The organism is Marinobacter koreensis, from assembly GCF_023156285.1.
Classification (GTDB): domain Bacteria; phylum Pseudomonadota; class Gammaproteobacteria; order Pseudomonadales; family Oleiphilaceae; genus Marinobacter; species Marinobacter koreensis.
Map to the genome: position 1 here is coordinate 457,626 of NZ_JAKZAJ010000004.1, position 21,296 is coordinate 478,921.

19 protein-coding genes are annotated in these 21,296 nt (G+C 58.9%); 12 read left to right on the forward strand and 7 right to left on the reverse strand.

The window, feature by feature from the left end; genetic code table 11:
• Positions 1-20: 20 nt before the first annotated feature.
• On the reverse strand, positions 21-2,741 hold the full coding sequence (polA, locus tag MLD04_RS13450; protein ID WP_248159286.1) for a DNA polymerase I: 2,721 nt from the start codon (positions 2,739-2,741) through the stop codon (positions 21-23).
• Between the two features lie 87 nt (positions 2,742-2,828).
• Here polA and MLD04_RS13455 point away from each other — a divergent pair, with 87 nt between their 5' ends.
• Positions 2,829-3,167 carry a DUF2782 domain-containing protein gene (locus tag MLD04_RS13455; protein ID WP_248159289.1) on the forward strand — a complete coding sequence of 113 codons (339 nt, stop codon included), beginning with the start codon at positions 2,829-2,831 and terminating at the stop codon, positions 3,165-3,167.
• A 19-nt stretch (positions 3,168-3,186) separates the two neighbouring features.
• Here MLD04_RS13455 and MLD04_RS13460 read toward each other — a convergent pair whose 3' ends face one another.
• Entirely contained in the window at positions 3,187-3,510 is a 324-nt protein-coding gene (locus MLD04_RS13460) for a fibronectin type III domain-containing protein (protein ID WP_248159292.1), read from the reverse strand.
• A gap of 343 nt (positions 3,511-3,853) precedes the next feature.
• On the opposite strand from MLD04_RS13460, the gene MLD04_RS13465 reads away from it, so the two are divergent.
• Positions 3,854-4,273, forward strand: coding sequence for a hypothetical protein (locus MLD04_RS13465; RefSeq protein WP_248159295.1), 420 nt, complete (start codon positions 3,854-3,856; stop codon positions 4,271-4,273).
• A 96-nt stretch (positions 4,274-4,369) separates the two neighbouring features.
• Here the strand turns inward: MLD04_RS13465 and MLD04_RS13470 are convergent, their stop codons facing one another.
• Positions 4,370-5,017, reverse strand: a complete 648-nt coding sequence (locus tag MLD04_RS13470; RefSeq protein ID WP_248159296.1) for a DUF4124 domain-containing protein — start codon at positions 5,015-5,017, stop codon at positions 4,370-4,372.
• Between the two features lie 3 nt (positions 5,018-5,020).
• A complete protein-coding gene (gene pyrE, locus MLD04_RS13475; RefSeq protein ID WP_248159299.1) occupies positions 5,021-5,659 on the reverse strand; it encodes an orotate phosphoribosyltransferase in 639 nt (212 codons plus the stop codon).
• 81 nt (positions 5,660-5,740) lie between these two features.
• Between pyrE and MLD04_RS13480 the strand changes: the two genes are divergently transcribed.
• A complete protein-coding gene (locus tag MLD04_RS13480) occupies positions 5,741-6,547 on the forward strand; it encodes an exodeoxyribonuclease III (RefSeq protein WP_248159300.1) in 807 nt (268 codons plus the stop codon).
• 143 nt (positions 6,548-6,690) lie between these two features.
• Here the strand turns inward: MLD04_RS13480 and rph are convergent, their stop codons facing one another.
• Positions 6,691-7,407 carry a ribonuclease PH gene (rph, locus tag MLD04_RS13485; RefSeq protein WP_248159302.1) on the reverse strand — a complete coding sequence of 239 codons (717 nt, stop codon included), beginning with the start codon at positions 7,405-7,407 and terminating at the stop codon, positions 6,691-6,693.
• Positions 7,408-7,589: 182 nt separating this feature from the next.
• Here rph and MLD04_RS13490 point away from each other — a divergent pair, with 182 nt between their 5' ends.
• The 6 genes from MLD04_RS13490 (at position 7,590) to MLD04_RS13515 (ending at position 15,019) form a co-directional block, all read left to right on the forward strand.
• A complete protein-coding gene (locus tag MLD04_RS13490) occupies positions 7,590-8,456 on the forward strand; it encodes a YicC/YloC family endoribonuclease (RefSeq protein WP_248159304.1) in 867 nt (288 codons plus the stop codon).
• 31 nt (positions 8,457-8,487) lie between these two features.
• Positions 8,488-11,241, forward strand: a complete 2,754-nt coding sequence (locus tag MLD04_RS13495) for a cation-translocating P-type ATPase (protein ID WP_248159306.1) — start codon at positions 8,488-8,490, stop codon at positions 11,239-11,241.
• Positions 11,242-11,302: 61 nt separating this feature from the next.
• Complete coding sequence (gene gmk, locus MLD04_RS13500; RefSeq protein ID WP_248159309.1) at positions 11,303-11,935, forward strand: guanylate kinase; 633 nt, start codon at positions 11,303-11,305, stop codon at positions 11,933-11,935.
• Positions 11,936-12,019: 84 nt separating this feature from the next.
• Complete coding sequence (gene rpoZ, locus MLD04_RS13505) at positions 12,020-12,232, forward strand: DNA-directed RNA polymerase subunit omega (protein ID WP_008940602.1); 213 nt, start codon at positions 12,020-12,022, stop codon at positions 12,230-12,232.
• Positions 12,233-12,394: 162 nt separating this feature from the next.
• Positions 12,395-14,533, forward strand: coding sequence for a RelA/SpoT family protein (locus MLD04_RS13510; protein ID WP_248159312.1), 2,139 nt, complete (start codon positions 12,395-12,397; stop codon positions 14,531-14,533).
• A gap of 99 nt (positions 14,534-14,632) precedes the next feature.
• The gene (locus tag MLD04_RS13515; RefSeq protein ID WP_008940604.1) at positions 14,633-15,019 is read left to right on the forward strand and encodes a RidA family protein; all 387 of its coding nucleotides are present in this window, start codon (positions 14,633-14,635) and stop codon (positions 15,017-15,019) included.
• Here the strand turns inward: MLD04_RS13515 and MLD04_RS13520 are convergent.
• Positions 15,012-15,881, reverse strand: coding sequence for an NAD-dependent epimerase/dehydratase family protein (locus MLD04_RS13520; protein WP_248159315.1), 870 nt, complete (start codon positions 15,879-15,881; stop codon positions 15,012-15,014). The two genes, MLD04_RS13515 and MLD04_RS13520, sit on opposite strands and share 8 nt — an antisense overlap.
• A 74-nt stretch (positions 15,882-15,955) precedes the next feature.
• Here MLD04_RS13520 and MLD04_RS13525 point away from each other — a divergent pair, with 74 nt between their 5' ends.
• From MLD04_RS13525 to MLD04_RS13535, 3 genes are all read left to right on the forward strand, one after another.
• Positions 15,956-16,915, forward strand: a complete 960-nt coding sequence (locus MLD04_RS13525; RefSeq protein WP_248159318.1) for a hydrogen peroxide-inducible genes activator — start codon at positions 15,956-15,958, stop codon at positions 16,913-16,915.
• A gap of 8 nt (positions 16,916-16,923) precedes the next feature.
• Positions 16,924-18,999: an ATP-dependent DNA helicase RecG gene (gene recG, locus MLD04_RS13530; protein WP_248159321.1), complete on the forward strand. Its 2,076-nt coding sequence runs from the start codon at positions 16,924-16,926 to the stop codon at positions 18,997-18,999.
• 148 nt (positions 19,000-19,147) lie between these two features.
• On the forward strand, positions 19,148-20,512 hold the full coding sequence (locus MLD04_RS13535) for an aminoacyl-tRNA deacylase and HDOD domain-containing protein (protein ID WP_248159323.1): 1,365 nt from the start codon (positions 19,148-19,150) through the stop codon (positions 20,510-20,512).
• Positions 20,513-20,810: 298 nt separating this feature from the next.
• On the opposite strand, the gene MLD04_RS13540 is transcribed toward MLD04_RS13535, so the two are convergent.
• Complete coding sequence (locus tag MLD04_RS13540; RefSeq protein WP_248159326.1) at positions 20,811-21,278, reverse strand: DUF2489 domain-containing protein; 468 nt, start codon at positions 21,276-21,278, stop codon at positions 20,811-20,813.
• Positions 21,279-21,296: the final 18 nt, after the last annotated feature.

Sequence of the window (21,296 nt, forward strand, 5' to 3'; positions counted from 1 at the left end):
CGGGCCGGCACATGGATCGCTCAGTGGGCCTCGTCCCAGTTGTCGCCGACGCCGGCGTCCACGACCAGGGGAATGTCCAGTTTCGTGGTTTCCGACATCCGCTTCACCAGACCGTCCCGCACTTTCTCCAGTGCTGATTCCTTGACCTCGACAATGAGTTCGTCGTGTACCTGCATGGTCATGCGGGCATCGTCGGGATGCGTTTCACGCAGCCAGGCATCAACCTCGATCATGGCCCGCTTGATGATATCGGCCGCGGTACCCTGCATGGGGGCGTTGATGGCCGTGCGCTCGGCGGCCTGTTGCAGCTGTTTGTTACGGGCGTTGATCTCGGGCAGGTACAGGCGCCGGCCGAACAGGGTTTCCACGAAGCCGTCCTCATGGGCCTGCTTGCGGATGTTGTCCATGTACTTGAGGACACCGGGATACCGTTCGAAGTAGCGGTCGATGTATTCCTGGGCCAGTTTGCGTTCAACGCCCAGTTGCCGGGACAGTCCGAACGCGGACATGCCATAGATCAGGCCGAAGTTGATGGCTTTTGCGCTTCTGCGCTGTTCCCCGCTGACATCGGAGAGGGCCACGCCGAACACCTCTGCGGCCGTTGCCTTGTGAATATCCTCGCCATGCTCGAAGGCCGTGATCAGGCCTTTATCCCCGGACAGATGCGCCATGATCCGTAGCTCGATCTGGGAATAGTCCGCTGCCACCAGCTTGTAGCCTTCCGGCGCAATGAAGGCCTGCCGGATGCGACGACCTTCTTCCGTCCGTATCGGAATGTTCTGCAGGTTCGGTTCCGAGGACGACAGCCGCCCGGTGGCGGTTACGGCCTGATGATAGGACGTGTGAACCCGACCGGTCCGGTGGTGAATCAGTTCCGGCAGAGTGTCGGTGTAGGTGGATTTCAGCTTGCTCAGGCTGCGATGTTCCACAATGAGCCGGGGCAGTTCGTGTTCGTGAGCCAGTTCCTGCAGAACCGGCTCCGCCGTCGATGGTGCGCCCTTGGGAGTCTTCTTGATGACTTTCAGTCCGAGTTTGTCATAAAGGATGGCCTGAAGCTGTTTGGTGGAACCCAGGTTGAAGCTTTCCCCGGCGACCTCGTGAGCCTCTTTTTCCAGCTCGGCCATACGCTCGGCCAGTTCCTGGCTCTGCTTTCTGAGCACGCTGGCGCTGATCAGCGTACCCCGTTGTTCCATGCGCGAGAGCACGGGCACCAGCGGGAGATCGATCTCCCGGTAGACTGCATCCAGTCGTCCGGTGTTGCGAAGCTTCGGACTCAGCGTCTGGTGCAGGCGCAGGGTGATGTCTGCGTCTTCCGCTGCGTAGGGGCCGGCCTTGTCCAGGTCAATCTGGTTGAAGGTGAGCTGCTTGGCGCCCTTGCCGGCAATGGATTCAAAGGTAATTGTCTGTTCGTCCAGGTATTCCCGGGCGAGGCTGTCCATGTCGTGGCGGGTGGCGACCGAATTGTAGACGTAGGACTCCAGCATGGTGTCCTCGGCAATGCCCTCCAGGTTGATGCCGTGGTTGGCGAGCACGTTTTTATCGTACTTGAGGTTCTGGCCCACCTTTTTCTGGTCGGGATCTTCCAGCAGCGGCTTGAGCTGAGAGAGTACCTGGTCCCGGTCCAGCTGATCCGGCGCGCCCATGTAATCGTGAGCCAGGGGGACATAGGCGGCCTCGCCCGCCTCGACAGCAAAGGACACACCCACAATCTCGGCATCGATATAACGGAGGCTGGTGGTCTCTGTATCGAAGGCGAACAGGTCGGAGGCTTTCAGTCGCTCCAGCCAGTCGTCCAGTTCTTCCTGCTCGGTGATGACGCTGTAGCGCTTTTCGATCGGCGCCTGCGCAGCACTGCTGTCCTTCGCATTCGTTTCGGCGCCGGCGGTCTCCAGCTCGGAGATCCAGTTGCGGAATTCGTATTCCCGGAACAGCGTCAGTAACTGATCATCGTCCTGTTGCCGGAGCTGAAGATCTTCCAGGCCAAATTCGAGGTCGACATCGGTCTTGATGGTCGCCAGGTCTCGGCTCAGGGGCAGGGTTTCCAGTGCCTCGCGCAGGTTCTCGCCAATCTTGCCCTTGATGTCATCGGCGTGCGCCATGAGGTTGTCCAGATCGCCGTAGGATTCCAGCCATTTCACCGCCGTCTTGGGGCCGCACTTGTTGACGCCCGGAATATTGTCGACTTTGTCGCCCACCAGGGCCAGGTAGTCGATGATCTGCTCCGGCGTGACACCGAATTTCTCGACCACGCCCTCGCGGTCCATCCGGGTCTCGGTCATGGTATTGATCAGCGTGACATGATCACTGACCAGTTGCGCCATATCCTTGTCTCCGGTGGAGACCACAACGTCGATGCCCTTGCTGGTGGCCTCGTTGGCCAGGGTGCCGATCACGTCGTCCGCTTCGACCTCCGGCACGATCAGTAAAGGCAGCCCCATGGCCCTGACGATGTCATGGATGGGCTCGATCTGGATGGCCAGATCGTCCGGCATGGGGGGGCGATTCGCCTTGTAGTCTTCGTACATCTGGTGGCGAAAGGTTTTGCCCTTGGCATCGAATACCACGACCATTTTCGACCCGGGGAAATCCTGCTCCAGGCGACGGATCATGCTGATCACACCCTTGATGGCCCCGGTTGGATGATCCTTGCTGTTGGTGAGGGGCGGCAGCGCATGATAGGCACGAAACAGATAGGACGAACCGTCTACCAGTACCACCGGTGGGGTCTTTTGATCATTCATACAAATACGGATCCGGATTCTGATTGAAGCGTGGGTTGGCTTGTGCAACTCTGTAACGAATTCAGTGGACAAAAGGGTAGCACGAAAATGAAACGTATCGCCTGTCCGGCCCTGTTGCTGGCCTGTATGCCGTTGGCAGCCCTGGCCCAGGAAAAAGGCGCCCTGGACCAGACGCCGGTGGAAACGCCTAAAGAGCCGGTGGTCGTGTCCGACTATCAGCCTGCAGATGGCGGCCCGGAGATTGTTATCCGTCCGGGCGACAAGAAAGTGTTCTACGAGTATCGGGTAAACGGGCAGCTGATGGAGATCAAGGTGATTCCGGATGTCGGCAAGGAATACTACCTGGTGCCGGCGGATGGCGGCGGCTGGATCCGGGAAACCAAATCCGACCTGCTGGTCCCCAGCTGGGTGCTTTTCCGCTGGTAGCGTTCTGCTTCCGGCCGGGTCAGATCAGGTCAACAGATACTGGCTCGGACCGTCTGCTTTCCAACCCCTCCGTGTCCACCGTGCTGATGGCAAACTCGTACGCTCCTGGCGGCAGCGATGGCAGTCGGTAACGGGTGACGGTCGAGTCCTGCCGTCCGAGAAGGTGGAAGGTCTGCTCGTGTCTTAGCCTGTAATAGATTTTGAACGATTCGATCTGGCCGACACGCAATGCGCTGCCATCGGCGCGCGTCATGGGGGCGTTCCAGGACAGCGTTGGCTGGTCACTGGCAGAGCCTCCGTTACAGCCCCCAAGCATCAGGGCCAGTATGCAGAGTGCGGGCATAAGGCTTCGTCTGGACGGGTGCCCTGCCCGCCAGAACGTTCGGGATTGCTGCTTCATAGTGCTCGATATTGCTCGCATGCAGGCCCTTGCCGGGCTACGACTGTTTTCGTTATGTGTGGAGCCGGAATAATGCGGGTAGACGAGCTTCCGAAATCGTTTGCATTATGCCCGACTCCATCCCGGGATCAAGTGACCAAAGCGTCATGCAAGGATGCATCGGATTCCTGTTTTAGTATGAACATTCTAATTTTTGCCCGTAATTTGGAACCTGAAAGCTTAAAGAGGCCCGTCAAGGCAAACACCTCAGGGCCGTTGAATGTTCGACAAATCAGGGAGAACTACCATGGGTAAACTTAAATCCTATCAGGAACAACTTCAGGACATCGTTGAGAAGGGCATCAACGCCGCGGAAGAGCAGCAGAAGAAACTGGCTTCCAAGCCGTTCGACTACGCCGAGAAGCTGGAGTCCGAGGCGCGCGAATACAGCGTCAAGACCCTGCGCAAGCGTTACGATGGCTACAGTGAGAGCCTGTTCGAACAGCTTCGCAGCCTGAACAGCCGCTTTGGCAGCTTTGCCGCCGATCTGGTAGCCAAGCTCGAGAAGGAAGCCGCGGAAGGTGCCGATGCTGTTTCCGAAGCAGCCGAAGAAGTGGCTGACTCCGCTCAGGAAGCCAAGAAGACCGTTGCCAAGAAGCCGGCAGCACGCAAGACCACTGCTCGCAAGAGCACCGGTTCTGCCAGCAAGAGCACCGCTTCTGCTTGATAGCGTTGACGGATCGGCTCAGGTCGGTCTGCAATGAAAAAGGGCGTTGCCGATCGGCAACGCCCTTTTTTGTGCGCTTCGGGTGATCCCGTTCGCTCAGTTTTCCTTGGGGGGATCCAGTGGCAGGGTGCGCTCTTCGTCGGTAATCTCCTCCAGACGCTTGATGTCCTTGAGGTACGACTCCTTCATTTCGAGGATTTCCTTCTGCTGACTGGCGATTTCCCGCTCCATATCCTTGATCTGCGACTCGAGTCGCTCGATTTTCTGCAGTGTGGCGTCGGGAATATCCCGGCCGCTCCGCTCCATGTCGGCAGCCCGGCTCTGTTCATTATCGAGTTGGGAGGAGACCACGGCGATGTTGCCGCGCTTGAGCTGAATCAGGCCCTGCATTTCCCGTATCTTCCGGTACATGGCCTTGACCGCCTGGTCGGGATGGCTGTATCGCTTGAGAAGCTTCTCATCCTCTTTGCGCTGTTGTTCGCGTTCTTGCTCGCGTTGCTTTTCGGCCTCACGTGCCGCAATTTCTTCCTTGGTCGGGGCCGGAGGTACGGTTTCGACCACGCGACCATTGCTGCCGAGGATGTCGTAGCCCCTTTTTGTTGCTTCCTGGGGAATCGTGTTGCCGATCACCACCTGTCCATTGTCATCGGTATAGCGATACATCTGCGCGTGGGCAGTCAGTGTCGTGCCCAGGCAGACAGCCAGCAGGGCAGCCGAGGAATAAACAGACAGACGATGGCTCATCGGTCAGACTCCGTAACGATCTCTGTAGTGGGCTACCTGCTCGGCATGCCCGGCGAACTCGGGGTTTGCCTTGAGGTAGTCGAGAATTTGTTCCAGGCGAATGATGCTGACCACCGGAATGTTGAACTCCTTTTCCACCTCCTGGATGGCCGACAGTTCCCCATTGCCTTTCTCCTGGCGATCCAGCGCGATCAGAACGCCCGCCGGTTCTGCTCCGGCCGACTGGATGATCTCGATGGATTCCCGGATGGCCGTGCCCGCTGTGATGACGTCATCCACGATCAGAATACGACCTTCCAGAGGTGCGCCGACAATGTTTCCGCCTTCACCATGATCTTTCTTCTCTTTGCGGTTAAACGCAAAGGGTTTGCTGTTACCTTCTGTAGCAAGCGCCATGGCTGTCACGGTGGCCAAGGGAATGCCCTTATAGGCAGGGCCGAAAATGATGTCATAATCCAGCCCGCTGCGGCTGATGGCGGCGGCATAGGCTTTGCTTAGTTCCAGCAGGTCTTCGCCGGTGTTGAACAGGCCTGCGTTGAAAAAGTACGGGCTGGTACGGCCGGATTTGAGTGTGAATTCGCCAAAACGCAATACATTCCGGCGGATGGCAAATTCGATGAAATCTCGCTGATAGTCGTGCATGACAAGGCTTCTGGCGGGTCCGGATCTTTTATTAACACGTAAAACCGGTATCATACACACAAACCGAATCAGGGAACACGTATGCGGGTAGTATCAATCAGCGTCAATGGTCTGGCCCAGGCTGTTGATCAGGGCTTTTTTGACTGGCTGGCGAACCAGGATGCTGACGTGGTGTGCGTTCAGGATCACCGCATGCGTGCCTATGAGATCGAGGATTACAATCTCATTCCCGAGGGGTACGAAGCCTACTTCATCGATGGCGAGCAAAACGAACACGGTGGCGTTGGCATCTATACCCGCCATTTCCCCAAGGCCATCATGTACGGCTTCGCCAATGAGCAGGCCGACCGCGAAGGGCGGTTCATTCAGGCCGACTTTGACAAGGTCTCCGTAGCCTGTGTTCTGGCCCCGTGCGCCCTTGGTCGTGAGGAAGAGCTGACTGGTGAGGATGATCTGACGGTTCTTGATCACAAGGATGAGTTCATGGAGGCGTTTGGTCTGCATATGCAGAAGACCCTGCGAAAGCGTCGTCAGTTCATCTTCTGTGCAAACCTGCAGACGGCTCACCATGTGACGGACGCCAGTCCGCTTTACCACAAGTTTGATTTTTCAGGCTTCCTGCCCCACGAGCGGGCATGGCTGGATCGTTTGTTCGACGAGATGGGCTGTGTCGATGCCTTCCGTGAGGTCAACAAGCAGAGCAATCAGTTTACCTGGTGGCCGGAGCAGGCCGAGGGTGCCCGCCGGAATGCCGGTATCCGGGTGGATTACCAGTTGCTGACGCCGGGCATTCGCAAGACCATCGAGGATGGCTGGATCGATACATCGACCCGGTTTTCCGACCATGCGCCGGTGATTATGGATTACGACATAGAGATCGGTTTTTAAATCCCGGTTCTGGGGGAGGTCGCCATCACGACAACCATTCCCCAGAACCGCTACGAGCACATCCATGTGCGCTTGTTCTCGGCCGTCCCTGGCCTCCAACATTCTGGGGAATGGTTGCCGCAATGGCTCCCCAGAAGTCTGAATCAGCTTTCCAGCGCTGTTTTCTGAATCTCAAACAGCTGTTCAATTCCCTGCTTTGCCAGCGTCAGCATGCTGTCCAGCTCTGTCTGGTCGAATGGCGCGCCTTCCGCAGTACCCTGGATTTCGATGAAGCCGCCCTGGTCGGTCATGATGACGTTCATGTCGGTTTCGGCTTCGGAGTCTTCCGGGTAGTCGAGGTCCACCACCGGGGTTCCCTTGTAGACACCGACTGACAGTGCCGCAACCATCTGCTTCAGAGGGGATTTCTTGAGGCGCTTCTCGGCCACCAGGTGGTTCAGGGCGTCGACCAGTGCCACGCAGCCGCCGGTGATGGCAGCCGTGCGGGTGCCGCCGTCGGCCTGGATGACGTCGCAGTCGATGGTGATGGTGTGCTCGCCAAGTGCCTCGAGGTCCACCGCGGCGCGGAGGGAGCGGCCGATCAGGCGCTGGATTTCAACGGTGCGTCCACCCTGTTTGCCACGGGCCGCTTCGCGGCCCATGCGGCTGCCGGTGGAGCGGGGCAGCATGCCGTATTCGGCGGTGATCCAGCCTTTGCCTTCGCCCCGGAGGAACGGCGGAACCTTGTTTTCGACGGAGGCGGTGCAGATCACTTTGGTGTCCCCGAATTCCACCAGTACCGAGCCTTCGGCGTGGCGGGTGTAGTGTCGGGTCAGTCGAACGTCTCTGGGCTGTTCGGGCGTTCTGCCGCTTGGTCGCATAGTGAGTCCTGTTTCTGAAAGGAAATGTCCGGAGCATTCCGGTCGGATTCGATAAAGGCGGAGGAGTATAACATGCCGGTTGGCAATGACAGGCCGTGTGTCTGTGCACCTTTGGTCGGGTTCGCCGCGAACGATCGGAGCCTGTTAAACTCGACGGATCTGCCAACAGGATGGGAGTCGATATGATCCGGAGTATGACGTCGTTTGCCCGGAAAGAGGTTCGCGGGGACTGGGGTACACTGACCTGCGAGATTCGCACTGTAAACCACCGGTACCTGGAGCCGTCGTTTCGGTTGCCCGAAGCCTTCCGGGAGCTGGAGAACCGGTTCAGGGAGGCGCTTCGCAGCGGAGTGAAGCGGGGTAAGGTCGACATCTCCATGCGTTTGCAGGCCGCGGAGGAGGTCACGCAGAGCTTCGAGATCAGCGACGAAATGGCACGAGCGGTCAACGAGGCCGCGAACCATATCAACCGGATGCTTGATAACCCCGCCCACATCAGTGCACTCGACATTCTGCGGTGGCCCGGGGTTCTGTCGGTGCCCGAGCAGGATTACAGTGCGGTGCGCTCGGAGGCTGTGGATCTTTTTGCCGAGACGGTGAAGGAATTGGTGGAGGTTCGTCAGCGGGAGGGTGAGCGACTGCGCCCCCTGTTCGAGGACCGGCTGGATACCATGGCCAGCCTGGTTGGTGAAGTGAGGCAGAGCATGCCTCAGCTGATCGACGCGCAGGAAAAGCAGCTTCGGGAGCGTTTCGAGAAGGCCAGGGTTGAGCTGGACCCGGATCGGATAGCACAGGAAATGGTGATGTTGGCGCAGAAAAGCGATGTGGCCGAAGAGCTCGATCGTCTCGATGCCCATATTGGTGAAGTCCGGGATACCCTGCAGACCGATGAACCGATTGGGCGTCGGCTCGACTTTCTCATGCAGGAGCTCAATCGCGAAGCGAATACCCTCAGCAGCAAGAGTATTGATGCCGGTGTCACCCGGGCGGCCGTGGATCTCAAGGTGTTGATTGAGCAGATACGCGAACAGGTCCAGAACATCGAGTAACTGAAATCCCCGCGGAAGGATGCCCAGATCGATGGACGATTATCCGTGGCATGCACGTCCGCTTGAGGAGGTCCTTGAGCGTTTGGACGCTTCGCCACAAGGTCTTGCCACGGCGGAAGCGAAACGGCGGCTGAAGAAGAGCGGGCCCAATCGCATCGAACGCAATCGCCGTCGACCCTGGTACCGGATCCTCCTGCATCAACTTGCTGACCCCATTGTGTATGTGCTGCTGGCTGCGGCGTTGCTTGCCATTCTGATTGGTAAGGTGGCGGACAGTTCGGTGGTTCTCGCCGTTATTGTTCTCAACACAACCATCGGGTTTGTTCAGGAGATGCGCGCCACCCAGGCGATTGAGGCGCTGAGCCGGATGGTGCCGCGAAATGCCACGGTATTGCGCAACGGCGAGCCGAAATCGGTACCCGCCCATACCGTTGTGCCCGGCGATGTGCTCATGTTGCAGGCGGGGGACCAGGTGGCTGCCGATCTCCGGCTGTTCGAAGTGAACGGACTGCAGGTTGAAGAGGCGGCGCTGACCGGGGAGTCGCTGCCAGCGAGCAAGCAGGAGACGCCAGTGGCGGAAGATGCCGTCGTTGGTGATCGTCGTTCGATGGCTTTCGGTGGCACCCTGGTCACCGCCGGCACCGCGGACGGCGTGGTCGTTGCGACGGGCCCCGGCAGTGAGCTCGGCCGTATCTCCCGGTTACTGAGTGAAACCTCGGAGTTGCAAACACCACTGACACGCCGGCTCGCCAGCCTGGTCAAGGCCATTTCGCTGGCGGTGCTCGCTATCGCGGTGCTGATTTTCATCGTCGGGATGTGGCGGGAGAATTCGCTGCTGGACAGTGCCCTGGCCGCCATCACGCTGGCGGTTGCCTCCATCCCCGAAGGGCTGCCGGCGGTGATCACCATCGCCTCTGCCATCGGTGTGCAGCGAATGGCTCATCGCCGTGCCATTGTGCGTCACCTGCCGGCTGTCGAGACGCTCGGCAGCACCACTGTTATCTGTACCGACAAGACCGGAACCCTGACTCGCAATGAGATGACGGTGGAGGCCTTGTGGACCCCGGAAGGAGACGTTGAGGTCACCGGCGTTGGCTACGAGCCCGAGGGCGAGTTGCGTGTCGATGGTCAGTCCGTGTCTTCGTTGGGGGAAAGCCTTGAGGAGTTGCTGCTCGCTGGTTTGCTGTGCAATGACTCGGAACTGGAATGCAGTGGAGGGCGATGGCGCATCGTGGGCGACCCTACCGAGGGGGCTCTCGTCGTCGCCGCTCGCAAAGCCTCGATGGATGAAGATGCCTTGCGGACGCAGTTCCCGCGCAAGGATGAAATTCCGTTCGATTCGGAGGCTCAGTTCATGGCAACGCTGCATGACACCTCCGATCACGGCGCGATGGTCTGTGTGAAGGGGGCTCCGGAGGTTGTTGCCCGGATGAGCCCGCACTTCCTCGACGGTCAGCCCATGAATGTGGACCGGGTGCACGAGGCCGTCGAGGCGTTGGCGGCGCGAGGGATGCGGGTGCTCGCCGTTGCCGCTGCGAAGCCAGCTGCGGACATGACGGATCTGGAAGCTTCCGGTTGGCAGGAACAGCTGTGTTTCCTGGGTTTGGTGGGAATGTCGGACCCGCCCCGGGATGAGGCCATTCAGGCGGTCAGAACGTGCCAGCAGGCCGGGGTTATCGTCAAGATGGTTACCGGTGATCACGCAGAGACGGCCCGTGCCATCGGCCAGAGCATTGGTCTGCTGGAGGCCGGCAACGGAGCCTCAGAGGTGGTGACCGGATCGCAGATCGAGGCGGCGACCGATGCTGAGCTTCTGGAGCTGGCGTGTTCGACCAACGTGTTTGCCCGTGTCGCACCCGAGCACAAACTTCGATTGGTCAAGGCGCTTCAGGCTGATGGTCAGGTGGTTGCCATGACCGGTGACGGTGTAAATGATGCGCCGGCGCTCAAGCGGGCGGAAATCGGGGTTGCCATGGGTATCAACGGCACGGCGGTTGCCAGGGAAGCGAGTGATATCGTTCTTGCCGACGATAATTTCGCCTCAATCAGTGCCGCTGTGGAGGAAGGCCGGCGAGTCTACGACAATCTCTCCAAGTCCCTGGCTTTCGTTCTGCCAACCAGTCTCGGCCAGGCGATGGTCATTCTGGTTGCCGTTCTGTTCTTTCCGGTCACCGATGGTCATCTCCTGATGCCGATCGAGCCGGTACAGATTCTGTGGGTGAACCTGGTCGTTGCCATCGCGCTGGCGTTGCCTCTGGCACTGGAGGCCCGGGAACCGGGATTGATGAATCGAGCGCCGCGGCCGCCGAAGGAACCATTGCTGAGCCCGTTTCTGGTGTTTCGCACGTTTCTGGTGGCGGCCCTGATGACGGCAGGAGCGGCAGGCCTGTTCCTGTTCGAATACGCATCGGACCTGTCGGAAGGTGTCGCGGTTGAGCTCGCCCGTGGCAGGGCGCAGAGCGTAGCCGTCACTACCATCATCCTGTTCCAGATGTTGTATCTGCTCAACTGCCGTTCGCTCAGCCAGACGTTCTGGCGAATCGGGCTGGCCACCAATCTGTGGGTGTACCTCGGGATGGCCGTGACCCTGATCCTGCAGCTGGCGTTTGTCTACCTCGAGCCCCTGAATCAACTGTTCCATACGCAACCGATGGATCCTGGCGGCTGGCTGATGGCGGCGGGCGCGGCGTTTGTGGGATTTCTCGTCATCCTGCTGGAGAAATGGCTGTGGCGGCAGAACGGAACGCCCCCGGATATTCGCCCACCTTGTGGGTTTCACGTATAATCCTCGGCCTTTCCAGCCCCAGGTGGGCGAGCCACACATCGACGTTCGGGAGTTTTCAATCATGAGACAGGCCGGTGAACAGGGGACCCTGTTTGTCATTTCCGCCCCGTCGGGTGCGGGCAAGACCAGCCTTGTGGCGGAGATGCTGAAGCAGGACACCAGGCTCGGTGTGTCGATTTCCCATACGACCCGCCCCATGCGGGAGGGCGAGCGAGATGGGGTGAACTACCATTTTGTCAGCCGTGACGATTTCGAGGGCATGATCGCGCGAGGGGATTTTCTGGAGCATGCCGATGTTTTCGGCAACTACTACGGTACCTCTCAGATCTGGGTCCGGGAGACACTCGCCAAGGGACGCGACGTCATCCTCGAAATCGACTGGCAGGGGGCTGAGCAGGTCCGCCGTCTGATTCCGGAATGCGTGAGTATCTTTATTGTCCCGCCTTCCGCGGAGGTTCTCAGGGAGCGTCTGACCGGTCGCGGAACGGATGCGCCCGATGTCGTGGAGCGTCGTCTGGCCGAGGCGTCGGAAGAATGCGCCCATGCCCTTGAATTCGATTACCTCGTGGTCAATGACGAGTTTGCGGTTGCGCTGGCGGACCTGCTGGCCATTGTCCGTTGTCACCGATTACGGATGCCGGTTCAGCAGGCTCGCCACGAAGGCTTGCTGGCGCGACTGTCCGGAGGGCTCTGATAAGGGCTTTTGCTGTATACAAATTGAGCCGGCCGCAGTACACTACGCGGTCTTCTGAATCAGTTATTTTTTGTCGGGGAAGTTATGGCACGAGTTACCGTTGAAGATTGTCTGGAAAACGTTGATAACCGCTTCCAGCTGGTGATGCTGGCTACCAAGCGTGCCCGCCAGATTGCGACCAAGGGCTTTGAACCGATGGTCGCGGAAGAGAATGATAAGCCGACGGTCATCGCACTGCGCGAAATTGCTGAAGGCAAGGTAACCCGGGATCTCCTCAAGGAAGAAGACGAGGATTGACCCTGCGGCGGGATATCTACCTACCCGCAGGCGAGAGTCATTGAAATCTGTCCCCGCGGTTTTATAGTGTATCTATAGAACGTTGCTGGAAGGATCAGGAAGGACCCGAATGCATGCATTCGGGTTTTTTTGTCCCTGTCATTTGAAGAATGTGGAGGCGCGGTGTCGGCAGAGCCTACGGTTGAAGGTCTGGCGGAAGAGCTCAGTACCTATCTGGATACCACTCGCATCAACCAGGTGCGACGGGCCTACTATTACGCCGAACAGGCCCACGAAGGGCAGATGCGCAAAAGCGGCGATCGCTATATTACCCACCCGTTGGCCGTTGCCAGAATCCTCGCGGACCTGAGGCTGGACCATCAGAGCCTGATGGCTGCCATGCTCCACGATGTCATCGAAGATACCGGAATTCCCAAGGATGCCCTGACCGAACAGTTTGGCGAGGATGTCGCCGAGCTTGTCGATGGCGTCAGCAAACTGACCCAGATTGAATTCCGCTCCCGGGCCGAGGCCCAGGCGGAGAACTTCCAGAAAATGACGCTGGCCATGGCCCGGGATATCAGGGTCATCCTGGTGAAGCTTGCCGACCGGTTGCACAACATGCGGACGCTTGGCCCGATGCCCTACGAGAAGCGTCAGCGAATCGCCACGGAAACCCTCGATATCTATGCCCCCATTGCCAATCGCCTGGGCATGCACTCCATCTGTACCGAGCTTGAGGATCTGGGATTCTCGTCCCTGTATCCCATGCGGGCCAAATACATATCCAAGGCCGTCAACAAGCTCCGGGGCAGCCATCGTGAGATCATCGAGGAGATACGGGGCAAGCTGCAGGAAAAGCTGGAAGAACGGGGATTGCCCGGCCGTATCCTTGGCCGCGAGAAGCACCTGAACAGCATCTACAACAAGATGAAGTTCAAGCACAAATCCTTCCATGAAATCATGGATGTGTACGCCTTCCGAATCATTACCGACACCGAGGACGACTGCTATCGCATCCTTGGCGCCGTGCACAGCCTCTACAAACCACTGCCGGGCCGGTTCAAGGACTACATTGCCATGCCCAAGGCCAATGGTTACCAGTCGCTGCACACCACCCTGTTCGGCATGCATGTGAATATCGAGATCCAGATCCGCACCGAGGAGATGGAGCATATTGCCAACAACGGCATTGCGGCCCACTGGATGTACAAGAACGAGCCGTCGAACGTCACCAGCGTCAACCAGGCCCGTGTCGACCGTTGGGTGAAGGGGCTGATGGAGATGCGTGAGCGTGCCGATGACTCGCTGGAGTTCATCGAGCACGTGAAGGTGGATCTGTTCCCGGACGAAATCTACGTGTTCACGCCCAAAGGCCGGATCATGGAGCTTCCCAGCGGTGCTACACCGGTGGACTTTGCTTATGCCATCCATACGGATATCGGTAATGCGGCGGTGGCATGCCGGATCAATCGCAATCTGGCGTCCCTGAGCCAGCCCCTGCAGAGTGGGCAGACGGTGGAAATCATCACTGCTCCGGGCGCGCGCCCCAATCCCGCCTGGCTCAGTTTTGTCATCACAGGCAAGGCGCGGAGCAGCATCCGTCACGTCCTGAAAACCCAGAAACGGGCGGAGTCGCTGGAGCTTGGACGAACGTTGCTCAAACGGTCCCTCAAAGGCTTCGGAGCCAAACTGGCGGATATCAGTGACGCCCAGAAGCAGGCCGTGGTCAACCATAACCAGGTCAACAGCTTCGACGATCTGATCAGCGACATCGGGCTGGGCAATCGCATGGCCTATCTGGTGGCGCGCCAGCTGGTTGCCGATGCGGACAGCGACGGTCTTGAAGCCTCCGGCGATGAACGCAACGTGGATCGCACGCCTGTCACGATCAGCGGCACCGAAGGGCTGCTGGTGAAATTCGCCAGCTGCTGTAAGCCCATTCCCGGCGATCCGGTTGTTGGCGTGATGGACTCCGGTAATGGCATGGTCATTCACTCCGATACCTGTTCACGTCTGCCGGACAGCGATGAGGGAAGGGCCCGTCTGACCCACCTCAAATGGGCCAAGGACATCACCGACGAGTTTTCCGTGGAGTTGCGGGTGGAGCTGGAGCGCCAGCGTGGTGTGATTGCTGAGGTGGCCAATGCGGTGGCCATGGCCGATGGCAACATCGAGCGGATCAATGTCGAGGATCAGAACGCCAAGTTCGGTATCGTGAGTCTGGTGGTCCACGTGAACGGACGTAAACACCTTGCCCGGGTCATGCGCCGGATACGTAACATCCGGGCAGTGACCCACATAAACCGGGTACGGCATTAGAATCTTCGCCCCCTTGCCGGATCACGACCAAAGACCGGTTGACAGGCCCTGTGCGCAGGGGCGAGCATTGGCGTTTTGAAAGAGAGGAACTCTGAAATCATGACCAATAAGTCCGTTATCCAGACCGAGAACGCCCCTCAGGCAATCGGGACCTACTCGCAGGCCGTCAAGGCCGGAGACACGGTTTACCTTTCCGGTCAGATTCCCCTCGTGCCGGAAACCATGGAAGTGGTTGCGGGCGATTTTGCCGCCAAGACCCGTCAGGTGTTCGAAAACCTCAAGGCCGTTTGTGAAGCCGCTGGCGGAGAGCTCAAGGACATCGTCAAACTGAACATCTACATGACCGATCTTGCGAACTTTGCCACCGTCAATGAAATCATGGCGACCTATTTCCAGGAGCCCTATCCGGCCCGGGCAGCCGTTGGCGTTGCCGCGCTTCCCAAAGGCGTGCCCGTCGAGATGGAAGCGGTGATGGTGCTCAGTTAAGCATCTCGATCATTTCGCGGTACCCCGCCCGAAAGTCGGGGTACCGGAATTCAAACCCCGTCTGCAACAAACTTCTGTTTGAACACCGCTTGCTGCCCGCACGTCCCCCGGTCCGGGCGTCCGGTTTCGGATTCTGGCAAGGCACCTGTTCCCGTATCCAGTTCACTACCGTATCCAACCTGGCCGGCTCGCTGTCGCTGGCAACGTAGAGCCGGGCCAAAGGTTCGTCGCTCAGCGTCCGTTCAACGAGATGCTCAATCGCCCGTGCGGCGTCTGCTTCATGGATTCGGTTTGTGAAGGGTGCCGGACTCCCCGGATTGATGCCGCCTTTCAAAACCTCATCGAGAAAGCGTCTCCGGGACGGACCGTAGATGCCGCTGAAGCGAACGACGGTCGCCGGATGGCCGCTGTTGAGAGCGGTTTCCTCACCTTCGCGAATGCATTGACCGCTGCGGCGACCGGGCTCTGCGGGGCTGGTTTCGTCCACCCAGCTGTCGTCGTCCTGGCCGTAGACGCTGGTGCTGCTGATGAAAAACAGACGTTTCAGACGGGTGGTACCCAGAGCCTTCAGAAGGTTGGACAAACCCGTCACATAGGCAGCGCGGTAGCCCGCTTCGTCGTAGCTGGATGGCGTCAGGCAATAGATAACGATATCCGGCTCCGATGGCAGCACTCCGCGCAAGGTGGCCGGATCTGTCAGGTCTGCGCTTATACCGGTGACGCCCTCAGGCACCTGGTTGCCGTGGCGACGTAGCCCGAAAACGTCGGCTCGCCTTGCCAGTCGTTGGGCAATCTCGCCGCCGAGCTTGCCGCAGCCTGCCAGCAGCACCCGTGGCCGTTGATCGCTTTCAGTGATTGCCATAGACAATTTCAATCCTTATGCTTTGGTTCATAAATAACTGAAACTTCGACCCGTGGATCAGACCGGAGCTCGCCATGACTCTTACCGAGTTACGATACGTCGTTACCCTCGCTCGCGAAAGGCATTTTGGTCGCGCCGCCGAGCGTTGCCATGTCAGTCAGCCGACGCTCAGCGTGGCGGTGAAGAAGCTCGAGGATGAGCTGGGTATCCCGCTGTTTGAGCGTAGTAAAAGCAGTATCCGGGTCACGGAGAGCGGTCAACGTATTATTGAGCAGGCTCAGCGGGTTCTGGATCAGGTGAATGTCATCAAGGATATGGCTCTGGATGGCAAGAACCAGCTCAATTCGCCCCTGAAAGTCGGGGCGATCTACACCATCGGGCCCTACCTGTTCCCGCATCTGCTGCCGGAACTCCGGCGGGCGGCGCCAGATATGCCGCTCTACATCGAAGAAAACTACACGGCGAGCCTGCGTCAGAAACTCCGTCATTCGGAGCTGGACGCCATCATCATTGCGCTTCCTTTTGAGGAACCCGAGGTGCTTACCTTGCCGCTCTATGACGAGCCCTTCGTGGTTCTGTTACCTGCGGCTCACCCACTCGCCAAAAAGGAGCAGCTGACGGCCGAGGAACTGGCGAAGGAGCAGTTGTTGCTCCTCGGTCCCGGGCACTGTTTCCGGGATCAGGTTCTCGAATCCTGTCCGCCGCTGGTGGAAACCGTGACCAAACGGGTCGATCAGGGTTCGCCGGCACTGGTGACGGAGGGCAGTTCGCTGGAGACCATTCGACACATGGTGGCCTCGGGCCTGGGGATTACGGTGTTGCCCCTGTCAGCTGCAACGGGAATGCAGTATCAGGAGGATATCCTTGCGGTCCGGCCGTTTGCCCCGCCGGTGCCATTCCGGACGGTGGCGCTTGCCTGGCGTGTTACCTTTCCCAGACCCAAGGCGATTGATGTCCTCTCGCTGGCGGCCAGCCAGTGCCGGGTGATTGAGAAAGCCAAATCGGACACCCCGAACGTCACGGAAAGTGCCTGAGAAACGTCATGACGTCACTGGATGACATTCCGGTCACCCAGCTCAAGGGGGTGGGAAATGCCCTGGCGGGCACGCTTGCCAGACTGGGTATTCACTCCCTGCAGGATTTGCTGTTCCATCTGCCTCACCGGTATGAGGATCGAACCCGGGTTATTCCCATGGGCAACCTCCGAATCGGCGATGTCGCCGTTGTCGAGGGAGAGGTGGTCAAGACCGACCTGGTGATGGGGCGCCGGCGCAGTCTTCAGGTCACATTGCGAGACCGCAGCGGATTCCTGGTCATGCGTTTTTTCCACTTCAACGCTGCCCAGAAAAACCAGCTATCCGAGGGGGCGACCGTCCGGTGTTTTGGCGAAGTGCGCCCGGGCCGGGCCGGCTACGAATTCTATCATCCCGAGTATCAGGTCAACCCGCCCCCCATGCCCGCCGAGGGTGCCGCGACCCTGACCCCGGTCTATCCGTTGACTGAGGGTATCCAGCAGCCCAGGGTAAGAAATCTGTGTCAGCAGGCACTGACTTACCTGGATCGTTTTCCCATTCGTGACTGGTTGCCGCCGGAATTGCTGTCGGACTATCAACTGCCGGGAATCACGGCGGCGGTAAGGCTGGTTCATGCGCCCCCGGCAGATGCGCCCGTGAACCTGTTGATGGAGGGGCGCCATCCGGCCCAACAGCGCCTGGTGATGGAGGAGCTGCTGGCCCATCAGCTGAGCCTGCTGCAGGTGCGGGAACAGATCCAGGCCCGGTCGGCATTGCCTCTGTTGCCCACGGGCGATCTCTCCGAGCGCTTTCTGGAGGATTTACCGTTTGCCCTGACCGGTGCCCAGCAGCATGTTCTGGCGGATATCCGACAGGATCTCTCCCAGCCGGTGCCGATGCTCCGCCTTGTGCAGGGGGATGTCGGCTCGGGCAAGACCGTGGTTGCCGCCCTTGCCGCGCTTCAGGCCATCGGCTCGGGCGCGCAGGTTGCCCTGATGGCCCCCACCGAGATACTCGCGGAACAGCATTTCCAGAATTTCCGAAGCTGGCTGGAACCTCTGGGGGTCGAGCTGGCCTGGCTGTCGGGTAAGGTCAAAGGCAAGGCCCGTCAGGAGGCTCTGGCGCGTGTTCGCTCCGGCCAGGCCGCAGTGGTTATTGGCACCCATGCGCTGTTCCAGGAGGATGTGGCGTTTGACCGGCTGGCCCTGGTGATCGTTGATGAACAGCATCGCTTTGGTGTGCATCAGCGCCTGGCGTTGCGAGAAAAAGGCGTGGGAGGTTCGCTTGCGCCGCACCAGCTGATCATGACGGCAACGCCCATTCCGAGAACCCTCGCCATGAGCGCCTATGCCGACCTGGACACGTCCGTGATTGATGAACTGCCTCCCGGTCGAAAACCCATCGAGACCATCGTGATTCCAGACAGTCGTCGGGACGATGTCGTCGAGCGGGTTCGCAAGGCCTGTCAGGACGGTCGGCAGGCCTACTGGGTCTGTACCCTTATCGAGGAATCCGAGGCCCTGCAATGCCAGGCGGCGGAGGTGACGGCGGCAGAATTGGCGGACCGCTTGCCCGAGCTGGAGGTGGGGCTGGTGCATGGTCGGTTGAAGGCCCAGGAAAAGGCCGCCATCATGGATCGTTTCAAGACCGGCGAACTGGATTTGCTGGTGGCCACTACCGTGATCGAGGTGGGGGTCGATGTTCCGAACGCGTCCCTGATTATCATCGAAAATCCGGAGCGACTGGGTCTCGCCCAGTTGCACCAGCTACGAGGACGCGTGGGGCGGGGAGAACAGGCCAGCTTCTGTGTGTTGATGTACCATCCGCCCCTGTCTGCGAACGGCAAGGCGAGGCTCCAGGCCCTGCGGGACAGCCAGGATGGATTTTTTATCGCAGAGAAGGATCTGGAGATTCGTGGGCCGGGCGAAGTGTTGGGTACCAGGCAGACCGGTATGATGCAGTTCCGGTTGGCGGATTTCGAGCGGGATAAGGGCTGGATCGAGCCGGTTCGGGCGATGGCGCCGTCATTGATGGGCGATCCCCGGTGCGTCGCGGCGCTGATCGAGCGGTGGTTGGGAGAGAAGATTCGTTACGGTGATGTCTGATCGTCGTCTGTTGCGTGGAGATCTGCGTATGCAATCGGGCAGGCCAGGTTTTATGTCAAAAAATGGCCGGTGTCTTTGTTCTATACTGGAGCTGCCAGACCTGCAGTTCGAGTAGGGAGCGGGCCGATAGCAACATTTGGAGAACTTTATGGAACTACCTGTCGCGGTACAGCAGGCCCTTGGGGAATCCGCTGCTGGCGTATCCCTGAGGCAGAGCGGGCAGGCAAACACAGAGGAACTGCTCAGGATGATTCTGCTCAGCGACGAGCAGGGTCACTTGCAGGCAATCTGCCGGAAAAACGATCTGGTTGACCTCGAGCAGCTGAATAAGCGTCTGGGGCGCGATCTGAAGTTGATGAAGCGCCGGGAGCAGGTGAGAATCCGTGAGCGTGCCGGACTCAAGGAAATGCCCGCGCTGCCCTCCCTGACCGGATGGCCAACTGTTGTCGATGAGGCGGTGTACGATTTGCCGGCGGTCGCCCTGGAGTTGAGTGAACAGGGCATCGCCATGGTGATGCCTGCAGACGATTTCCGGTCCCTGGCAGAAAAGGCGGATCGTCTTTCCTTTGCGGTCGCAATCGATGCTATTCCGGTCAACCTGGACCAGCCCGGCATGGATCGGGATCAGCTGCATTCGGCCATCAAGAAGTTTACCGGCTTGAGGATCCAGCAGCGGCTCGAAGATACACTGGAATTGCCGCCTCTACCGGAAACAGCTCAACGGATCATTCATCTGCGGGTCAATCCCAATGCCGTTATGGGCGATCTGGTCGACATTGTCGAGAGCGATCCGAGTCTTGCCGCCCAGGTGGTCAGCTGGGCGTCGTCGTCCTTTTATGCCGCAGCCGGACAGGTTCGTTCGGTGCACGATGCGGTTTCACGCGTGCTTGGCTTTGATCTTGTGATGAACCTGGCGATGGGGCTGTCGCTGGGACGCGCTCTGAAGCAACCGCAGGATCATCCGGATGGCTATGTGGATTACTGGCAGCAGGCCATCTGGCAGGCTCAGTCTGCCGGCATTCTCGCCAGTATGATGCCGCGTGACCGGCGGCCGATGTTCGGCCTGGCTTATCTCGCGGGCCTCCTGCATAACTTTGGATACCTGGTTCTGGCCCAGGTGTTTCCGCCTCACTTCAAACTGGTGTGTCGCTCGCTGGAGGTGAATCCACACATCGATTCATCGGTGACGGAGCATCACCTGCTGGGTGTGACCCGGGAGCAGATTGCGGCCCAGCTCATGGAAAACTGGGGTATGCCGGACGAGGTGACCACCGCCATCCGGTACCAGAAAAATCCCCAATACAAGGGGCCCTGTGACGTCTACGCGCGCCTGATCTGGCTCGGTCGCCAATTGCTTACCGCCCGGGGGATTGCCCTGGGTGCTGGTGAACCGGTGAGTGATTCGATCTATGACGAGCTTGGCCTGGACCGGGAACGTGTGGAAGAGCAGTTCGACGAACTGGTCCATAACAAGGATAGCATCATGGCCATGGCCGGCATGATGAGCCAATAATCGCGCCTTCCACAAAAAAGCCGGCCCGTGCCAGGGCCGGCAAGCTCACCCGCTTATTGCAGAGTCGTCCAGACTTATCAGGAGAAAACAACGCAGGAGGCGCCTCGCAGAATTAAGCGCCTACTCACCTTTTAATTTAGACGACCCACCGAAAAATAAAAGTCAATGCTCTTGGCAGAAAAGAAATGAGTCTTTAGTCAGTTTTTCAGAAAAATCGAACTGACTGATTTTAAATACAAAATCTTTTGTGTGTCGGGGTCTTTATTTACAAAATGTTACAAAAAACCGGTCTGACCAGTTAGCCGGTTTCCTGAAATTGATGATGCCGGATAGCCGTTGCTGCGCGACGTATCTCGTCGGTATGCGCCCGTTCCACATCGAAGCGTTCTTTGTCCAGCTTCTCGATAAAACGGCTGTCCGTCGCCTGTCGGGCTCTGTGGGTCGGCATATGTTGGAGTTTCTCGTGCACGGTCTGGAAGATTCGAAAGGGCGATTGCTCCAACAGGTCGGGCGCAACATGATCCAGAAGCCCCTTTAACCGGAGACACGCCTCGGAATATTCGATCTGATCCTCTTCGACGGCGAGGGCGATCACCCGGATGCTGTCGATCATGTCCTGACGACGCTTCCGGCGGAATTCTGAAGCCTTTTCTTCTCTTCGCCGGTGCAGGTCAATGGTGTTCCATTGTTTCCGGATGAACAGAGCCAGGCACCCGATGGTCACAAGACCCGCGATAATCAGTGTCCATTGCAACCATGGGGGCATCGGGTAGTCTCCTCATCT

What these genes read in the sequence shown, in the direction of transcription:
- polA (WP_248159286.1), bottom strand. Translation starts at nt 2,741, where the DNA reads ATGAATGATCAAAAGACCCCACCGGTGGTACTGGTAGACGGTTCGTCC.
- MLD04_RS13455 (WP_248159289.1), top strand. Translation starts at nt 2,829, where the DNA reads ATGAAACGTATCGCCTGTCCGGCCCTGTTGCTGGCCTGTATGCCGTTG.
- MLD04_RS13460 (WP_248159292.1), bottom strand. Translation starts at nt 3,510, where the DNA reads ATGCCCGCACTCTGCATACTGGCCCTGATGCTTGGGGGCTGTAACGGA.
- MLD04_RS13465 (WP_248159295.1), top strand. Translation starts at nt 3,854, where the DNA reads ATGGGTAAACTTAAATCCTATCAGGAACAACTTCAGGACATCGTTGAG.
- MLD04_RS13470 (WP_248159296.1), bottom strand. Translation starts at nt 5,017, where the DNA reads ATGAGCCATCGTCTGTCTGTTTATTCCTCGGCTGCCCTGCTGGCTGTC.
- pyrE (WP_248159299.1), bottom strand. Translation starts at nt 5,659, where the DNA reads ATGCACGACTATCAGCGAGATTTCATCGAATTTGCCATCCGCCGGAAT.
- MLD04_RS13480 (WP_248159300.1), top strand. Translation starts at nt 5,741, where the DNA reads ATGCGGGTAGTATCAATCAGCGTCAATGGTCTGGCCCAGGCTGTTGAT.
- rph (WP_248159302.1), bottom strand. Translation starts at nt 7,407, where the DNA reads ATGCGACCAAGCGGCAGAACGCCCGAACAGCCCAGAGACGTTCGACTG.
- MLD04_RS13490 (WP_248159304.1), top strand. Translation starts at nt 7,590, where the DNA reads ATGATCCGGAGTATGACGTCGTTTGCCCGGAAAGAGGTTCGCGGGGAC.
- MLD04_RS13495 (WP_248159306.1), top strand. Translation starts at nt 8,488, where the DNA reads ATGGACGATTATCCGTGGCATGCACGTCCGCTTGAGGAGGTCCTTGAG.
- gmk (WP_248159309.1), top strand. Translation starts at nt 11,303, where the DNA reads ATGAGACAGGCCGGTGAACAGGGGACCCTGTTTGTCATTTCCGCCCCG.
- rpoZ (WP_008940602.1), top strand. Translation starts at nt 12,020, where the DNA reads ATGGCACGAGTTACCGTTGAAGATTGTCTGGAAAACGTTGATAACCGC.
- MLD04_RS13515 (WP_008940604.1), top strand. Translation starts at nt 14,633, where the DNA reads ATGACCAATAAGTCCGTTATCCAGACCGAGAACGCCCCTCAGGCAATC.
- MLD04_RS13520 (WP_248159315.1), bottom strand. Translation starts at nt 15,881, where the DNA reads ATGGCAATCACTGAAAGCGATCAACGGCCACGGGTGCTGCTGGCAGGC.
- MLD04_RS13525 (WP_248159318.1), top strand. Translation starts at nt 15,956, where the DNA reads ATGACTCTTACCGAGTTACGATACGTCGTTACCCTCGCTCGCGAAAGG.
- recG (WP_248159321.1), top strand. Translation starts at nt 16,924, where the DNA reads ATGACGTCACTGGATGACATTCCGGTCACCCAGCTCAAGGGGGTGGGA.
- MLD04_RS13535 (WP_248159323.1), top strand. Translation starts at nt 19,148, where the DNA reads ATGGAACTACCTGTCGCGGTACAGCAGGCCCTTGGGGAATCCGCTGCT.
- MLD04_RS13540 (WP_248159326.1), bottom strand. Translation starts at nt 21,278, where the DNA reads ATGCCCCCATGGTTGCAATGGACACTGATTATCGCGGGTCTTGTGACC.